14 protein-coding genes are annotated in these 15,645 nt (G+C 55.9%); 10 read left to right on the top strand and 4 right to left on the bottom strand.

Going from position 1 to position 15,645, the window contains the following annotated elements:
- Window positions 1-15 precede the first annotated feature (15 nt).
- The 4 genes from V9K95_RS13375 to V9K95_RS13360 all read left to right on the top strand — a co-directional run bounded on the left by V9K95_RS13375 (window position 16) and on the right by V9K95_RS13360 (window position 3,147).
- Window positions 16-384 (top strand): RidA family protein, encoded by a 369-nt coding sequence (locus tag V9K95_RS13375; RefSeq protein ID WP_307275947.1) that lies wholly within the window; start codon window positions 16-18, stop codon window positions 382-384.
- A gap of 168 nt (window positions 385-552) precedes the next feature.
- Window positions 553-2,025 (top strand): M81 family metallopeptidase, encoded by a 1,473-nt coding sequence (locus V9K95_RS13370; protein ID WP_336441931.1) that lies wholly within the window; start codon window positions 553-555, stop codon window positions 2,023-2,025.
- Window positions 2,026-2,281: 256 nt separating this feature from the next.
- Complete coding sequence (locus V9K95_RS13365) at window positions 2,282-2,875, top strand: TetR/AcrR family transcriptional regulator (RefSeq protein WP_336441932.1); 594 nt, start codon at window positions 2,282-2,284, stop codon at window positions 2,873-2,875.
- Between the two features lie 11 nt (window positions 2,876-2,886).
- Complete coding sequence (locus V9K95_RS13360) at window positions 2,887-3,147, top strand: DUF1127 domain-containing protein (protein ID WP_307275343.1); 261 nt, start codon at window positions 2,887-2,889, stop codon at window positions 3,145-3,147.
- A gap of 125 nt (window positions 3,148-3,272) precedes the next feature.
- Here V9K95_RS13360 and V9K95_RS13355 read toward each other — a convergent pair whose 3' ends face one another.
- The 3 genes from V9K95_RS13355 to V9K95_RS13345 all read right to left on the bottom strand — a co-directional run bounded on the left by V9K95_RS13355 (window position 3,273) and on the right by V9K95_RS13345 (window position 5,877).
- Window positions 3,273-4,208: a carbohydrate kinase family protein gene (locus V9K95_RS13355; RefSeq protein ID WP_115053667.1), complete on the bottom strand. Its 936-nt coding sequence runs from the start codon at window positions 4,206-4,208 to the stop codon at window positions 3,273-3,275.
- A 17-nt stretch (window positions 4,209-4,225) separates the two neighbouring features.
- On the bottom strand, window positions 4,226-4,663 hold the full coding sequence (locus V9K95_RS13350) for an RbsD/FucU family protein (protein ID WP_336441933.1): 438 nt from the start codon (window positions 4,661-4,663) through the stop codon (window positions 4,226-4,228).
- A 65-nt stretch (window positions 4,664-4,728) separates the two neighbouring features.
- On the bottom strand, window positions 4,729-5,877 hold the full coding sequence (locus tag V9K95_RS13345; RefSeq protein WP_336442021.1) for an ROK family protein: 1,149 nt from the start codon (window positions 5,875-5,877) through the stop codon (window positions 4,729-4,731).
- Window positions 5,878-6,199: 322 nt separating this feature from the next.
- Here V9K95_RS13345 and V9K95_RS13340 point away from each other — a divergent pair, with 322 nt between their 5' ends.
- The 6 genes from V9K95_RS13340 (at window position 6,200) to V9K95_RS13315 (ending at window position 11,858) form a co-directional block, all read left to right on the top strand.
- Window positions 6,200-7,216 carry a sugar ABC transporter substrate-binding protein gene (locus tag V9K95_RS13340; RefSeq protein WP_115053843.1) on the top strand — a complete coding sequence of 339 codons (1,017 nt, stop codon included), beginning with the start codon at window positions 6,200-6,202 and terminating at the stop codon, window positions 7,214-7,216.
- 186 nt (window positions 7,217-7,402) lie between these two features.
- Window positions 7,403-8,488, top strand: a complete 1,086-nt coding sequence (locus V9K95_RS13335) for an ABC transporter permease (RefSeq protein WP_336441934.1) — start codon at window positions 7,403-7,405, stop codon at window positions 8,486-8,488.
- Window positions 8,488-9,279 carry an ATP-binding cassette domain-containing protein gene (locus V9K95_RS13330; protein ID WP_115053844.1) on the top strand — a complete coding sequence of 264 codons (792 nt, stop codon included), beginning with the start codon at window positions 8,488-8,490 and terminating at the stop codon, window positions 9,277-9,279. The genes V9K95_RS13335 and V9K95_RS13330 overlap by 1 nt, the downstream gene beginning before the upstream one ends.
- A gap of 85 nt (window positions 9,280-9,364) precedes the next feature.
- Window positions 9,365-10,054, top strand: a complete 690-nt coding sequence (locus tag V9K95_RS13325; protein WP_115053671.1) for a D-lyxose/D-mannose family sugar isomerase — start codon at window positions 9,365-9,367, stop codon at window positions 10,052-10,054.
- A complete protein-coding gene (locus tag V9K95_RS13320; protein ID WP_115053672.1) occupies window positions 10,042-10,701 on the top strand; it encodes a nucleoside/nucleotide kinase family protein in 660 nt (219 codons plus the stop codon). Before V9K95_RS13325 ends, V9K95_RS13320 begins: the two co-directional genes overlap by 13 nt.
- Before the next feature lie 59 nt (window positions 10,702-10,760).
- Window positions 10,761-11,858 carry an SEL1-like repeat protein gene (locus tag V9K95_RS13315; protein WP_336441935.1) on the top strand — a complete coding sequence of 366 codons (1,098 nt, stop codon included), beginning with the start codon at window positions 10,761-10,763 and terminating at the stop codon, window positions 11,856-11,858.
- A gap of 112 nt (window positions 11,859-11,970) precedes the next feature.
- On the opposite strand, the gene V9K95_RS13310 is transcribed toward V9K95_RS13315, so the two are convergent.
- A complete protein-coding gene (locus V9K95_RS13310) occupies window positions 11,971-15,594 on the bottom strand; it encodes an autotransporter domain-containing protein (protein WP_336441936.1) in 3,624 nt (1,207 codons plus the stop codon).
- Between the last annotated feature and the right edge of the window lie 51 nt (window positions 15,595-15,645).

The raw sequence follows: 15,645 nt of genomic DNA, 5'->3' as shown, positions 1-15,645 counted from the left end.
AACAACAGGAAACAGATCATGACAAAACAGCATTTCGGCCAGTCGCATGTGCCATTGTCGCCAGCGGTTCGGGCAGGGGATTTCATCTATATTTCCGGTCAGGTGCCGGTTGGCGCGGATGGAACAGTCATTATTGGCGGTATCGAAGCCCAGACCAAGCAGGTAATGGAAAACATCAAAGCCGCGCTCGCCCTTGCGGGGGCAGAGCTTTCCGATGTGGTCAAGACATTCGTCATTTTAGAAGATGCGCGCGAATTTGCTGCCTTCAACAAGACCTATGCCACCTATTTTCCGCAGAACCCGCCCGCGCGCACAACCATTGAATCACGGCTGATGATCGATATCAAAATCGAGATTGAAGCGGTGGCCTATAAGCCTGCATGAATATTGTGCGCCCTTCGACAAGCTCAGGATGAGGGAGGTGAGTTGATTGCAGGGTGCTTGATCGTCAAGCGTTGAAGATGAGCTTTGCAACCCGCTACCTCCCTCATGGTGAGCCCCGTCGAACCACGCACAACTCAACTGCCATAACCACCCAACCGAAAGCATAAAATGCGTATATTCACCGCATCCTTCGCTACCGAGACCAACACCTCCTCGCCAGTGCCGACAGATCGCGCCAGCTTTGAGATGGCATTCTATGCCGGTCCCGGCCAGCACCCGGATACGCCGACATTGTGCTCGGCGCCCATGGTGGTCCTGCGCCGCCGCGCGCGGGAAGAAGGTTTCGAGCTTATCGAAGGGACAGCAACATGGGCCGAGCCCGGCGGCCTGTTGCAGCGCAAGACCTATGAAGATCTGCGCGACGAGATTCTCGACCAGCTCAAGGCAGCAATGCCGGTTGATGGCGTTATTCTTGGCCTGCATGGTGCCATGGTCGCGCAGGGTTATGATGATTGCGAAGGCGATCTTCTGGAGCGCATCCGCGCCATTGTCGGCCCGGATATTCATATTGCTTCGGAACTCGATCCCCATAGCCATCTGACGAAAAAGCGCGTCGCCAATGCGGATATATTGGCGGCATTTCTCGAATTTCCCCATACTGATTTCTACGAGCGCGGCGAACATGTGGTTGACCTGGCCCTGCGGACACTCCGTGGCGAGATCAAGCCGGTCATTTCAACCTTCGATTGCCGCATGATCGGCGTCTATCCCACAAGCCGCGAGCCGATGCGGTCCTATGTGGATCGCATGAAAGCGCTGCACGGCAAGGATGGTATTCTTTCCGTCTCGCTGATCCATGGTTTCATGGCGGGCGATGTGCCGGAGCTGGGAACACAGCTCATGGTGGTTACGGATAATGATCGCGCCAAGGGCGATGCTTTGGCGGAAAAGCTGGGCATGGAGCTTTTTGCCCTGCGTGGCACAACGGCTATGCCAATGCTCGACACGGAAGCGGGGCTTGATGCGACCATGGCGATTGTCGCGCAGCGCCCGGGCAAGCCTGTGGTTGTCGCCGATGTCTGGGATAATCCCGGCGGCGGTGTAGCGGGCGATGGCACGCTGATCCTCAATCGCATTATCGAACGCGGTATTGGCAATGTGGCCGTTGCGACGATCTGGGACCCTATCGCTGTCACCTTTTGCCTCGCCGCAGGCGAGGGCGCGCTGATACAGCTGCGCTTTGGTGGCAAGGCCGGTCCTGATGGCGGCGCGCCTATTGATGCGCGTGTCGAGGTGGTACGGGCTGTCGAGGAAGGCTGGCAAAGCTTTGGTAAGAGCCGGGTTACGCTTGGGCCTGCAGCGCTGATCCGCCTTGAAGGCACGGATATCGACGTCATCCTCAATACGAACCGCACCCAGACTTTTGAGCCTGACATCTTTTCCAATATTGGCATTGATCCCTTGTCAAAAGATATATTGCTGGTCAAATCAACCAATCATTTCCACGCGGGGTTCGAGCCGGTGGCGTCGGAGATCATCTATATTGATGCGGGCGCGCCCTATCCCTCAAACCCGAAAAAGACAGACTACCGCAAGCTCTCGCGTGAGATCTGGCCAAGAGTGGAAAATCCTTTCGGTTAGTATTTCGGTCATCTCAAGGCACATGCTTGCGTGGCTTTTAGATTGTGCGTGGTTCGCTCTTCGGCTCGCTCAGGAGGGCTCACCATGAGGAAGAGAGCTGAGTGCAGGGAGCCAGCTCTTGCAACGCTGGAGACTGTCATTGCAACCCACGCACTATACTATTTGCAGCAGGCCCTACCGGAGCGTTAGACCGAGCTAGTCAAAGGGCAAAAAAACGCCTCTTGCAAATACTAGACGACTGGTCTATTATAACCTTATGAGCAAGATCGACACACGAGCAGTTTTGATTGATGAGGGCCTGAAGGCGCTTCTTTCCCACGGCTATGATGGCGCGGGAATCGGCCCGATCCTCAAGTCGGCGGGCGTGCCCAAGGGTTCGTTCTATCACTTCTTCGAAAGCAAGGAAGAGTTTGCTTCGGCGGTGCTTGCAAACTATTGCACCAACAACCAGAAGGTGCGCACGCGTCTTCTGCTGGAAAATAGGTCGAAAGCACCGCTCCAACGTCTGCGTGATTATTTCGATTATTACGAGACAGTCTATAGCAGCGGCGATCCAACCTGCGGTTGCCTTCTTGGCAATCTTGCCCAGTCCATTGCGGCCCATAGCGAAGTGCTCCAGCGCGAGCTGAATCGCTCATTCACCGCTTGGCAGGAAGATTTTAAAACGGTGTTGCGTGAGGCACGTAATGCCGGAGAATTGCCGGAACATCTGGATTCGGATGAGACCGCCGCCTTTCTGATTGATGCCTATGAGGGCGCGCTGATCAGAATGAAGGCGGAAGGAAGCATCAAACCATTACAGCGGTTCCGCGCGATGACGCTCGACGGCCTGCTGACCCGCACATCATAGGAGTATTTATTATGGCTTATATAGAGACGACTGGTCTACTAGAAATTGACCGCAACTATCGCACTGGCCGCAGCTATTCGTTGCGAAACTCCAATAAGGCCGGTTTGCTTGAGCGGTTTGTCGAAAGAGTCCGCACAAGTTTTGCCTCCGGCGGTGTGGTCAGCGCGGAAGATGCGCCTCTGGCCCGCCTCAGCGATCGCATGCTCGATGATATTGGCCTGACAAGAGCGGAGGCCTTGGAGCTGGATCGGCGGGCGAGAGAATTGAAGTGATTTTCGGCATGCATTAGAGTGATGCGTGGTTCACCCTTCGACAAGCCCGTCGAACCACGCACTATATTAATGCGAATAGTTAACCTTGCACATAAGCCAACGGGGGAACGCCAAGGGATGGCAACCTAGCCCAGCTCACTCCGCCAGGGCGGGTTTGCGCCTGCACGGGAAACAGTCACTGCGGCGGCCTTGGCACCAAGTGTCAGCGCAGCGCTGATCTGTTGTTGCGTCAGGGCGGGCAGGGCCGTTTTCGTCAAAAGTCCGGCTTCCTGCAATGAAGCCAGCACACCGGCGGTAAATGTATCGCCAGCGCCCACCGTATCGACAACCTCAACACGCTGCGCATCGACATGCACGGTCTGATCCTGCGTATAGCCGGTAACGCCATCAGCGCCATGGGTAACGAGAATGAGTTTCGGTCCCTGTTGATCTGCCGCAACGATCCAGCGTTTTGCGATTTCATCCATCGTTCCGGCTTCACCGAACCATCGCATATCCTCATCGGAAATCTTGACAATATCGGTCATGGCGATCATGCGGCGCATGCGGGCGAGATGCTTTTCCTTGTCAGGAATGAAACCGGGTCGGATGTTCGGGTCGAGCACGATGACGCGCTTTTCATGTTCGCGAGCCATCAGCGCTTCATAGGTCGCGCCGCAAGGTTCCGGAATGAGACTGATCGCCCCAAATTGCACTGTGGTGACATTATCGTCCAGCACCGGCAAATGGTCTGTTGTCAGGGACCGCCCCGCGCTGTTTTCATCATAGAAAATATAGCTGGCCTGTCCGTCAACAAGCCGCACGAAAGCCAATGTGGTCGGCTGCGGCGAAATATGCGCATAGCGTGTGCCAACATGGTTTTGTGCCAGGCTGTCCCGCAACATCTGGCCGAAGAAATCCGAAGAAATTCCCGAAAAGAATTCGGTTGGCACCCCAAGCCGTCCGAGGGCAATCGCAGTATTGAAAACAGCGCCGCCGACATAAGGAGCAAAAGCAGCTTCTCCGGCGCCGGTCTGGCGCGGCAGCATGTCGATCAGGGCTTCACCACAACATAAAATCATAGAATATCTCTCTGGATTCAGGACTTATCTGGATAAATCACACCCTTGCGGATGATGATATTGGCATAAAGTCGAGGTTCACTTGTCGCAACAATCGTGTGCGCCTTTTTGATGCGCGCATAGAGTGCCTCGCCATTGAGCGCAACCAATTCAAACCCCGGCGCGCGTCTGGAGCAGACAGCCTGCATTTCGTGGTGAACGGGGTCGGCGCGGTCCGGATCGCCCATTACGGAAGCGCGGAACAATGCCTTTGGTACGAAGTCATCGACAGGCAGCACTTGCAAGATTGCATCGAGAAGCGGAATCAGCGGCAGGCCATCGGCGCGGATCAGCCGCCGTGCATCTTCCTGCGCCGGATAATTGCCGTCGACGAGTGCAATCTCGTCGCCATGTCCCATGGCGCGCAGTGTCGCCAGCAGTTCCGGCCCCAGCATTGGGGAAATTCCAATCAACATGGGACATCACCAGAGAGAATAGCAATCGGCATCCCATTTTTCTTAAAGCCATAATTTTGCATGCACTAAATTTCTTTCCTGAAAATCTTCTGGCCCAGAAGGAAACGGTCAGCCAGGGGCAGGCTGGCGGCTCCCAGTGAACGGGCATGGATCCCAACAGTTCCTGCAAGAATTGAGGGAAGCGATAGTCCCTCCAGCCGGAACGTATTTATATGTTTTTGAACGGCCTCCACGACCCGGGCGCGAACATCTTCAGGCATCCAGCCATCGATAATTGCGGCTTCAAAATCCACAACCGAGGCCGATGCGACGACGGCCTGCGCAATCGCTTTGCCGGCTGTGTCGATCCACTCGTCGAGTTCAGGGCCCATCTGTCCCCAATCGTCAGGCGAAGCCCAGAGCGGCGAGGGGTCACGGCCAAGCGTGGTGACGACGCGCTCAAGACCGGTGATTGAAGCCATATCGATGAGCTGGCGGGCCGTGCCGTCATTCCCGAATACCGGCATTGAGCCAAGCGCACCGGCATTGCCGCTGCGCCCGGGATAAAGACTGCCATTGATGACGATACCGCCGCCGATAAACGAACCGATATAGAAATAGACGAAATCATTGATATCTTTGGTTTGGCCAAAGACAAGCTCTGCGCCGCAGGCGGCGGTCATGTCATTTTGCAAATAGGCGGGGAAGGAGCAGAGTTCCTGGATTCGGGCACGGATATCGCAGTCGCGCCACTGGTCCAGCACCTCCTGCGGCGCGCCGACGGCATCGGCCCATTTCCACAGCTCAAACGGCGCGGCAATACCGATCCCGGCGACCCTTTCGCGCTGTTTGGGTGTCAATTCGGCCAGCATGTCCCGCATGCCTTCTGCAGCAATGCGAAAGATCGGCGTCGGTGCCAGATAATCATAGGGCGTATGGCGCATGGAGCGGATGCGTCCGAGAAAATCGATCAGCACAAGGTCGGCGCTGCGCCGCCCGATCTTGAAGCCAAAGAAGAATGCGCCTTCAGGATTAAGCGCCATGGGGATCATGGGTTGACCGATCCGCCCGCGCAAAGGCTCTTCGCGGATCAGCAGTTCATCGGCTTCCAGCATGCGCATGATGATTGAGCTTGTCTGGGCGGAGAGCCCGCTCATCCGCGCAATCGCCGTCTTGGCAAGGCTGCCATGCTGGCGAAGCAGCGACAGCACCACACGCTCATTGTGATCGCGCATGCCGCTCTGGTTCGTACCGTGATGATGCGACGGCCGCGCGGCGGCACTTCGCTCCGATACTCGAATAGCCAACGAAATTCCTCCCGATTTCCCTGGGACAATGGAACGGGGACCGGCTTCTGTCAATATTAAATCACAGTGATTTATTAATGTTGACAGGTTGGGACGAGTGGTATTTGCTTATAGGGCACTTGGCCGGGAGGATAACTGTCCGAGATGTTTAGAAAATTGAACAGGGACCTGTCGAACACGGTCTCAATGCGGACGAGTATGCGCTTGCCGCGTCCATAGGAGGAAGTCACACATGGCTAAGAATCTATATTTGAAATCCACGGTATTTGGAGCGGCTGTCGTTGCTCTGGCCGCTTTGGCCGCGCCTGCACAGGCTGCGGATGTCAGCGCATGCCTGATCACCAAGACAGACACCAATCCGTTTTTCGTCAAGATGAAGGAAGGTGCGCAGGCCAAAGCCAAGGAACTCGGCGTTGAGCTGAAGGCCTATGCGGGCAAGATCGACGGCGACAGCGAAAGCCAGGTCGCGGCAATCGAGACCTGCATCGCCGATGGTGCCAAGGGTATTTTGATCACAGCATCCGACACAGCCGGTATTGTTTCCTCGGTCAAGCAGGCACGTGATGCCGGTCTTCTGGTTATCGCGCTCGATACGCCGCTTGATCCTGTCGATGCTGCCGATGCGACCTTTGCAACGGATAATCTTCTGGCCGGTGAACTGGTCGGCAAGTGGGCTGCCGGTACTTTGGGTGACAAGGCGAAGGATGCCAAGATTGCTTTCCTCAACCTCACCCCATCGCAACCATCGGTTGACGTTCTGCGCGATCAGGGTTTCATGAAGGGCTTTGGCATTGATGTTGCCGATATCAACAAGATCGGCGACGAAACTGACCCGCGCATTGTTGGCCACGACATCACCAATGGCAATGAAGAAGGCGGCCGCAAGGCAATGGAAAGCCTTCTGCAGAAAGACCCAAGCATCAATGTCGTGCACACGATCAACGAGCCTGCAGCTGCCGGTGCCTATGAGGCTCTGAAAGCGGTCGGCAAGGAAAAGGACGTTCTGCTCGTTTCCATCGATGGTGGTTGCCCGGGCGTCAAGAATGTTGAAGCCGGTGTTATCGGCGCGACATCGCAGCAATATCCGCTTGCCATGGCAGCGCTCGGCATCGAAGCGATCAAGAAGTTTGCCGATACTGGCGAAAAGCCAAAGCCAACGGAAGGCAAGACCTTCTTCGATACCGGCGTCGCGCTCGTCACTGACAAGCCGGTCAAGGGTGTTGAGTCGATCAGCGTCAAGGACGGCCTGGCCAAGTGCTGGGGCTGATCTGAGCGGTCTTACCCTCCCCTTGGGGGGAGGGACGGAGCGTAGCGACGGGCAGGGGTTCTTCTCACTTTGTAAGACCCCTCCCTGCTGCTTCGCAGCTTCCCTCCCACAAGGAGGAGGGTTAGCATCGCGCCCAGCTTTTTGTTTTCAACAGAATTCATTACCCTGTTCTAGGGAGGTCACATTATGACAGACACAGAGCGAACGCCTCATAAGGGGCAGGAGTTCGAAAGCGTGCTGACGCAAAGCGCGACGACCGTCGCCAGCTTTGACAGCGATGACAAGAGCGCGCTGGAAAAGATACGGCATTTCCTGCATTCAAGTCCGGCAGCCGTCCCCCTTATTGTTCTGGTCCTGTCGCTGGTTATTTTCGCCGCGCTGGTCGGATCGCGTTTCTTCACGCCATTCGCGTTGACGCTGATCCTGCAGCAGGTGGCCATTGTCGGCATCGTCGGAGCGGCGCAGACCCTCGTCGTTCTTACCGCCGGTATCGACCTTTCCGTCGGCGCCATCATGGTTCTGTCTTCGGTGGTCATGGGGCAGTTTACCTTCCGCTACGGCCTGCCTGTCGAGGTGGCTGTCGCCTGCGGGCTGGCGCTCGGTGCCTTTTGCGGCTTCATCAACGGCATGCTGATTGCCTATGTGAAACTTCCGCCATTCATCGTCACCCTTGGCACGTGGCAGATATTTCTTGCCACGACCTATATCTATTCCAATAATGAGACGATCCGCGCCCAGGAGATCGAGCAGAACGCTCCCTTGCTGCAATTCTTCGGCGACAAGATCAATCTGGGTGGCGGGGCCATGTTCACCTATGGCGTGTTCGCCATGATCCTGCTGATCATGCTGCTTTGGTATGTGCTCAACTATACTGCCTGGGGCCGTCATCTTTATGCGATCGGCGACGATCCGGAGGCGGCGCAGCTTTCGGGCGTGCGCACCAAGCGCGTGCTTGTCTCGGTCTATGTTCTTGCAGGCCTCATTTGCGGGCTGGCCGGTTGGGCGCAGATTGGGCGCAATGGCTCGGTTTCACCGCAGATTGGCCAGTTCGCCAATATTGAATCCATAACGGCTGTGGTTATCGGCGGCATGTCGCTGTTCGGTGGGCGCGGCTCCATTCTCGGCATGCTCTTCGGTGCGCTCATTGTCGGCGTATTCTCTTTCGGGATGCGCATGTATGGCACGGATGTGCAGTGGACCTATCTCATGATTGGCGTGCTGATTATCGCAGCTGTGGCAATCGACCAGTGGATCAGAAAGGCGGCAAGCTGATGAGCACGACACAAACCTCCGCGACCCCGCTGCTCACAGCACGCGGTCTGGTCAAGCGCTATGGCCGTGTCACGGCGCTGGATCATGCCGATTTCGACCTTTACCCCGGCGAAGTTCTGGCGGTTATCGGCGATAATGGTGCCGGAAAATCCTCGCTGATCAAGGCGATTTCCGGTGCCGTGCATCCCGATGAGGGCGAGATCAAACTGGATGGCAAGGTCATCAATTTTCGCTCGCCCATGGAAGCGCGCGATGCGGGTATCGAGACGGTCTACCAGAACCTCGCTCTGTCTCCCGCGCTTTCAATTGCCGACAATATGTTCCTCGGCCGTGAATTGCGTAAACCTGGCATTGCGGGAAGCCTGTTCCGCATGCTCGACCGCAAGGCGATGGAAAAGATGGCGCGTGACAAGCTCACGGAGCTTGGCCTCATGACCATCCAGAACATCAGCCAGACGGTGGAAACCCTGTCGGGTGGCCAACGTCAGGGCGTTGCCGTGGCGCGTGCGGCGGCTTTCGGCTCCAAAGTCATCATCATGGATGAGCCGACAGCTGCACTCGGCGTCAAGGAATCGCGCCGCGTTCTGGAGCTCATTCAGGATGTAAAAAAACGCGGGCTGCCAATCGTGCTGATCTCGCATAATATGCCACATGTTTTCGAAGTGGCAGACCGTATTCACATCCACCGCCTGGGAAAACGCTTAACAGTGATCAACCCCAAGGAATATACGATGTCGGACGCCGTCGCCTTTATGACCGGAGCGAAAACGCCGCCAGCACAGGTAAACTGAACGAGTATTACAAGTATATCTCCCCCGCAAAGGGGGCGATATACAGCTGCCAATCGACCCACTATACCCATAGGAATTTTTGAGAATGAAGCGTTCTGAAATCAATGCGATCATCCGCGAGAGCGACAAGTTCATTCGCTCGTTCGGCTATGTCATGCCGCCCTTCGCCTATTGGTCGCCGGAAGAATTGAAGGCTCGCACATCAAGCGATGCCAAGGCAATTCTCGATGCGCGTCTTGGTTGGGATATCACCGATTACGGTCAGGGCAAGTTCGATGAACTTGGTCTGTTTCTCTTCACCACCCGGAACGGCAATCAGGAAGATCTGAAAAAGGGTGGCGGCATGCTTTATGCCGAAAAGATCATGATCAGCCGCGAGAAGCAGCTGTCACCCATGCATCGCCACATCGTCAAGGCGGAAGATATCATCAATCGCGGCGGCGGCACGCTGGTGCTGGAACTTTTCAACTCCAATGAAGATGGCAGCGTAGACGAAAAGACCGATGTGGAAGTTGCCACTGATGGCCGTATCGTGCGCCAGAAGGCCGGCGGCCTTTTGAAGCTGCAGCCGGGTGAGAGTGTGACGCTGTTGCCGGGCAATTGGCACGCTTTCTGGGGCGAGGGCGGCGATGTGCTGATCGGTGAAGTTTCGACGGTCAATGACGATCTGACCGACAATATTTTCCGTGAGCCGATCGGCCGCTTCTCCAATATCGAAGAGGATGAAGCGCCGCTGCATTTGCTCGTTTCCGATTACGACAAATGGCTGGCCTGACCCTTTTGGACGACAGGCAGGAAGCCGTAACCAGTGAAGATCTGGTCTCGGCTATTCTCGCCCGTGCCGCCGATACGAAACGGCTTGTCGTGGCGATTGCCGGCCCGCCGGGTGCCGGCAAATCCACGGTTTCAGCGACGCTTTGCGCCGCCATCAATGCGCGCGATCCGGATGCGGCGGTGGTCGTGCCGATGGATGGGTTTCATCTTGATAATGCCATTCTCGATGCGCGGGACATGCGCAAGCGCAAGGGGTCTCCACCCACATTTGATTGTGCTGGCTTTGAGGTCATGCTGAGGCGGCTTCGCGAGGGCGGCGAGGATATCGTTATCCCGCTTTTCGACCGCAAGCTTGATCTGGCGCGGGCGGGAGCAGATATCGTAAAGGCGGATCAGCGGATTTTGCTTGTTGAAGGCAATTATCTCCTGCTCGATCAGGCGCCCTGGAACCGTCTGGAGCCGCTGTTCGACATGACGGTATTCTTGCAGGTGGACCGGCTTGAGCTTGAAAACCGGCTGGTGCAGCGCTGGCTGGGTTTCGGCTATAATGTCGGCTCGGCACAGGCGAGGGCATTGTCCAATGATATGCCCAATGCCGATCTCGTGCTTGAGCACTCACGACCTGCGGATTTCATCTTGAAGAATTAGAGCTTGGTGGCTCTCCCGATTGAAAGAAAATTTCAGAATCGGGCCACTTGCATTCCGGCATGCCGCGCCATAGTCCTCAAGGGGTCAATGAGGCGTGGGGTGCGATTGTGAATTTCAGAGCTATTTTCCTGGCGGCCAGCCTTGTGCTGTCCGTTCCGTCCTTGGCTTGGTCTGATGCGGCCCAGACCGCCTTTGACAATGAAGATTATGTCACTGCATTGAAGCTTTGGGAGCCGCTCGCCGATAAGGGTGAAGCTGCAGCACAATATGGCGTCGCCAGCATTTTCCTCAACGGCTATACCGGCGTGGAGGATTATGCAAAGGCCCGCGATCTGCTCAACAAATCGGCGGATCAAAATTATGCGCTCGCGCAAAATGCCATAGGGGATGTTTATCGCTTGGGGCTTGGCACGGAGGAAAATCCGGCGGAAGCCGCGCTCTGGTATCGCAAGGCGGCAGAGCAGGGATTGGCGCGGGCCGAACGCAATCTCGGCTTTCTCTATTCCAACGGCATTGGCGTTGAAGAAGATGATGCGCAGGCACTCATCTGGCTGACCAAAGGTGCCGATCAGGGCGATGCACTGGCCCAATATTACCTCGCCAATGTCTATGCCAATGGCTATGGCGTTGAGGTGAACAAGGCTGCTGCTGCTGCCCTCTACCGGAAATCTGCGGATCAGGGCAATGCGGATGCGCAGAACTATCTGGGATATGCCTATGAGAGTGGCGAAGGCGTCGAACAGAGCGATAAGGAGGCCGTTGTCTGGTATACGAAGGCAGCGGAGCAGGGTTCATACCGCTCGCAGATGAGCCTTGGAAACATGTATCTTGAAGGGCGGGGCGGTTTGCCCAAGGACCCGAAAAAGGCTGTTGAATTTTATCAGCTTTCAGCCGATCAGGGCTACTCGGTCGCGCTTGACAATCTTGGTCTGCAATATGCGGCAGGCGTTGGCGTGGACAAAGACTACAAAAAGGCCATGGAGCTGTTTCAGCTGGCTGCAGAACAAGGTTATGCCGCCTCGCAATATAATATCGGCGTCTTTTATAATATGGGACGCGGCGTTAAAAAGGATATGAAGAAGGCTCTCCATTGGTGGAAGCTTGCTGCCGATCAGGGCAATGACCTTGCCAAGGAAGCGCTCGAAGCCAACCAATAAAGAACGCTTGCGGCAGGCTCGTTTGGAAGCGTTCTTTGTTTAATCCAGCTATCAATTTCAAATGCGAAACCCTCCCCGCATGCGGGGAGGGTTTTTAGTTTGTTGTGCAGTCTCAGAACTTGACTGTCAGGTCGGCTTTCACGGCATTGTCGCGTGTGTCGCCGGAGAACTGGCCGGTATAGGCGAGGCCGAGCGTTGTACGTTTGCCGATACCGACATCAAACCCGGCTTCGACAGCAAAGGCGTTCTTGGCAATGGGCAGGCCCTCGATGGAGAAGGGCGCGCCGCCAGCAAAGACCAGCTCACGTTCAGGCGTTACATCACCGAAGGCGTGGTTCCAGCCAACCATGCCGCGTGCCGTCAGCACGGTTGTTTCGCTAAGCGCAAAATTGCGCGAAAGGCGAAGCCCGAGCGTTGTCGTGGTAACATCGCTGGAGCCGGACAGACCGGTCAATGCGCCATCGCCGCCATCTTCCTGGAAACTATCGGTTTTCAGATGCGTGTAGCGCGCAGCAGCAAAGGGTTCGAGCGCCGCATATTGCGTCTCGACCTTGTAGCCGAGTTCACCGAAGACCTGAACGGTTTGGGCATCATAGGATGCATTCTGGCCGTTGGTAACACCGCCAAGCACCACATCGCGATCCGTGTCGATCTCGTGATGACCAAGATTGACACCCAGGCGAAGCCCGAGCGCATCCCACTGCGTACCGGCATAGACACCGACCTGATAGCTGTCCACATCGGCCTTGGCCCCACCGCTATGCAACGAGGTATTGCCATAGCTTGCCAAGAGGCCGAAGCGCCATGTTTCGGCAATCACGCCATCAAGGCCGGTAACAAAGCCGCCCGTATCGCGGCTGTAGCCGGAGGCATTGCCGTCGCTGTCGGCATGCGCCCATGCGCCATAGGCCTGACCCCAAAGGGTAGGGGAGAGATCGGCCGGAGCAATTGCGGCAAAGGCTTCGCTGCCCGTTGCTTTTTCGCCCGGACCATAGGCGAGAGGGGTGATCGTTGCCTGCGGGGTGACGGCCACGCCGTCAAAGGCCGCACGAAGACGTTCTGTTGCCGCCTGACTGATAAAGTGCCCATCCTCGATCAGTACACCGTCCAGCGTCGCATGGATTTCGCCGGTCAGCGATTGGTAGGTGCCTGCAACGGCGTCAAAAACCGTGCTGGTTTCGATTGTGTCGTAAAGGGAGCTTCCAGCGCCGCCAGTTTCAATGGATTTTGCAACCGCTCTTTGATTGCGCGTCTTGGCGAAATCGTCAAAGCCCAATGCGTTGCGTTTGAAGCTTGCCGCAATGCCGGTCGGAGCATAGGCGAGAACGCCATCATAGAACACATAGGCCGACTGAACACTTGCAAATTGGCCGTTTATGCCGCCCGTCGATGTCAGGAAATTATAGCTGTTACTATTGAGGGCGGAGCGCACCTCCTGTGCGCTGGGTTTTGTCGTGGCTCCGGTCTCCGGCGTCAGGAGAACAACGCCGCCAAGCAGGGTCGTCGTGCCATTGACGACGAGCTTGTCAGCCTCACTGCCATTGACTTCAATATGCAGGGTTGAACCCGTGTTGAAGGTCGCATCGCCATTTGAGGTCAAGGTGCCTACCGAATTGCCGGGAGCGACCGTGCCGCCATTATTGGCTATGATACCGCCAACTGCGCCAATGCCGCCGAGCGTACCTCTATCGTTGATGACAGCCTTGGAAGTGATGGACCCATCAATTGCAAGCAAGCCGCCATTGATGAGCGTATCACCCCTATAGGTACTGTCGCCTGTCAGCCGCAGCGTGCCCATGCCGGTTTTTGTCAATCCGCCAATATAATTGTTCGGGTCATTCAGTTTCTCGGTCAGTGTCGGAACGAGTGCTTCATAGGCAGTAAATTCTTTCAGCGCTCCGGCAATACGGTCATCGGTGATCGTGCCGCGAATTGTTTCGGCACTAGCTTCAGGCGTAGCCGAGAAATCGACAAATTGTGGCGCCCTCGGAATGCTTGTGTTTGGAGCTGTTGCCACGAATGCATTCCATAGGGCAGTTGCTGCAGGGTCCGCCAGCATCTTGGCATCCGCCGCCTCGAATGCTGCATTGGCAGCTTCGAGCTGCTCATCAGTTAAAGGCGGGTTTTGAGGAAGATTGATAATGTCGAGTTTCGCGTATCGGTCCCTGACAAGTTCGATGGCCGCAGGGAAGTTGGAATCCGGAAATTGCGTTATGACCTGTTGCCGGATTTTTTCCTTGCTGGCTTCGGTTATGCCATTCTGCCAGCCTTCTGTGATTTTCTTGGCTTCCCAATCGGCGATTGTTTGCTGGTCTTCAACGAACCGCTGGTCCAGCGCGTCCTGTGAGATATCATTGCTCCAGACTTCTTCATTGGTGCCGCGATAGGAGGCGGGCAGATTTGCCTCGACACGGCTCAGGAACTGGCCGGGGCCCTTTATTGCCTTGTCGAGATTGATCAGACCCCAGCCGAACACATTATCAACCCCGGCTTCGCCAAGATCGGTGGATGTCGTCTTGAGAATTTCGTTGACATCGCCATTGGAGAGATAGGGGAAGCGTTGCTTCAGCACCATGAAGGCACCGGTCGCGGCCGGGCCTGCCATAGAAGTACCACTCAGTTCTTCATAGCCAGACGTGAATCTGCTGTCGTCCATTACATCGCCGGGATTAAGGCCGGTAATGTCGCCAACCGGCACACCACTATTGATGTTTGTGCCAGGAGCGGCGACGCAATGATATTTGGAATAGCCGCAAATGCTGGAAAAGCCACTTCGTGAATAGCCATCCGGGTTTGTCTCATCAGCAACGACACTCATTGTCGTCAGCCAATTTTTCTCCAGTTCAGGACGAAAAGTTGCAAGCCCTGCAAGGGCGTCTGGTTCCAGTCCACCATCATTGCCGGCTGAGAATTCGACGACGATGCCGCTTTCCGCAGCCTTGATCGCGCCGTTATAGGCACCGCCTTCGGGAGTGCCGAGAATGGCCTTGATCTCCTGATATTGCCCATAGGCTTCCGCGTAGGTCCAGGATGAGCTTGAAAGACCAATGCCCCAGCTGTCGGTGATGATCGAGACGCCGCTATTGATCATGGCATCCCATGCCGCAGCATAAACTGCGCCATCATTGCCAAGTACAACGCCATCTTCTGGACCTGCGTCATAATTGCTGGCGGCAAAGATACTGGTATCGAAGGCCACGCCCATCATGGCTTTGCCATCGCGATTGGCGCCAGCGATACCGGCGACGTGCGTACCATGGCTGGAAATGCCACCATAGCCGTCAATATACTGCCTGCCATCGGCAACGAAGTGGTCACCGGCTTTCACGGGAATATAGGGATCGGTGTAAAGCCTTGTGCCTTCGGTTTTGACAAAGTTCATTTTGCCGTTACCGGCAAATTCCGAGTGAGCGGCATAGACCGGCTGATCGATGACGCCAAGCTTGGTGCCCTTACCGGTGAAGCCCATTGCATAGGCTGCATCGGCATTGAATGCTTTCAGGACATCATTGCCGTTGAACTCGGCATCATCGCGCCAGCTCTTCTTTGCGGCTTCGAAATCATCGGTTCGCGTGCCGTCAGCATTGTAATATCTGGGCTGTTGCTGGGCAATTGCACCTGCCGTTGCCGCGGTGAGCAAGATGGTGGTGAAGACTGTTGTAGTAAGATGTTTGCGGAATGTTTTTAGACGGGTTTTACGGGCGGAAACAGCTGCGTCAGAAGCATAAAAAGACATATAATATTCCTCCGATTCTCGGATCACCTAATCCGAAAGTACTAGGAGGTT

This window comes from Phyllobacterium sp. CCNWLW183 (assembly GCF_037203775.1).
Taxonomy (GTDB): domain Bacteria; phylum Pseudomonadota; class Alphaproteobacteria; order Rhizobiales; family Rhizobiaceae; genus Phyllobacterium; species Phyllobacterium ifriqiyense.
The sequence above is the reverse complement of the archived record's forward strand: the minus strand, read 5'-3'. Positions and strand labels throughout refer to the sequence as shown.

Bases quoted from the DNA above. Each gene is read 5' to 3' on its own strand.
- V9K95_RS13370 (WP_336441931.1), top strand. From the start codon at position 553: ATGCGTATATTCACCGCATCCTTCGCTACCGAGACCAACACCTCCTCG.
- V9K95_RS13365 (WP_336441932.1), top strand. From the start codon at position 2,282: ATGAGCAAGATCGACACACGAGCAGTTTTGATTGATGAGGGCCTGAAG.
- V9K95_RS13360 (WP_307275343.1), top strand. From the start codon at position 2,887: ATGGCTTATATAGAGACGACTGGTCTACTAGAAATTGACCGCAACTAT.
- V9K95_RS13355 (WP_115053667.1), bottom strand. From the start codon at position 4,208: ATGATTTTATGTTGTGGTGAAGCCCTGATCGACATGCTGCCGCGCCAG.
- V9K95_RS13350 (WP_336441933.1), bottom strand. From the start codon at position 4,663: ATGTTGATTGGAATTTCCCCAATGCTGGGGCCGGAACTGCTGGCGACA.
- V9K95_RS13345 (WP_336442021.1), bottom strand. From the start codon at position 5,877: ATGCGCGATCACAATGAGCGTGTGGTGCTGTCGCTGCTTCGCCAGCAT.
- V9K95_RS13335 (WP_336441934.1), top strand. From the start codon at position 7,403: ATGACAGACACAGAGCGAACGCCTCATAAGGGGCAGGAGTTCGAAAGC.
- V9K95_RS13330 (WP_115053844.1), top strand. From the start codon at position 8,488: ATGAGCACGACACAAACCTCCGCGACCCCGCTGCTCACAGCACGCGGT.
- V9K95_RS13325 (WP_115053671.1), top strand. From the start codon at position 9,365: ATGAAGCGTTCTGAAATCAATGCGATCATCCGCGAGAGCGACAAGTTC.
- V9K95_RS13320 (WP_115053672.1), top strand. From the start codon at position 10,042: ATGGCTGGCCTGACCCTTTTGGACGACAGGCAGGAAGCCGTAACCAGT.
- V9K95_RS13315 (WP_336441935.1), top strand. From the start codon at position 10,761: ATGCCGCGCCATAGTCCTCAAGGGGTCAATGAGGCGTGGGGTGCGATT.
- V9K95_RS13310 (WP_336441936.1), bottom strand. From the start codon at position 15,594: ATGTCTTTTTATGCTTCTGACGCAGCTGTTTCCGCCCGTAAAACCCGT.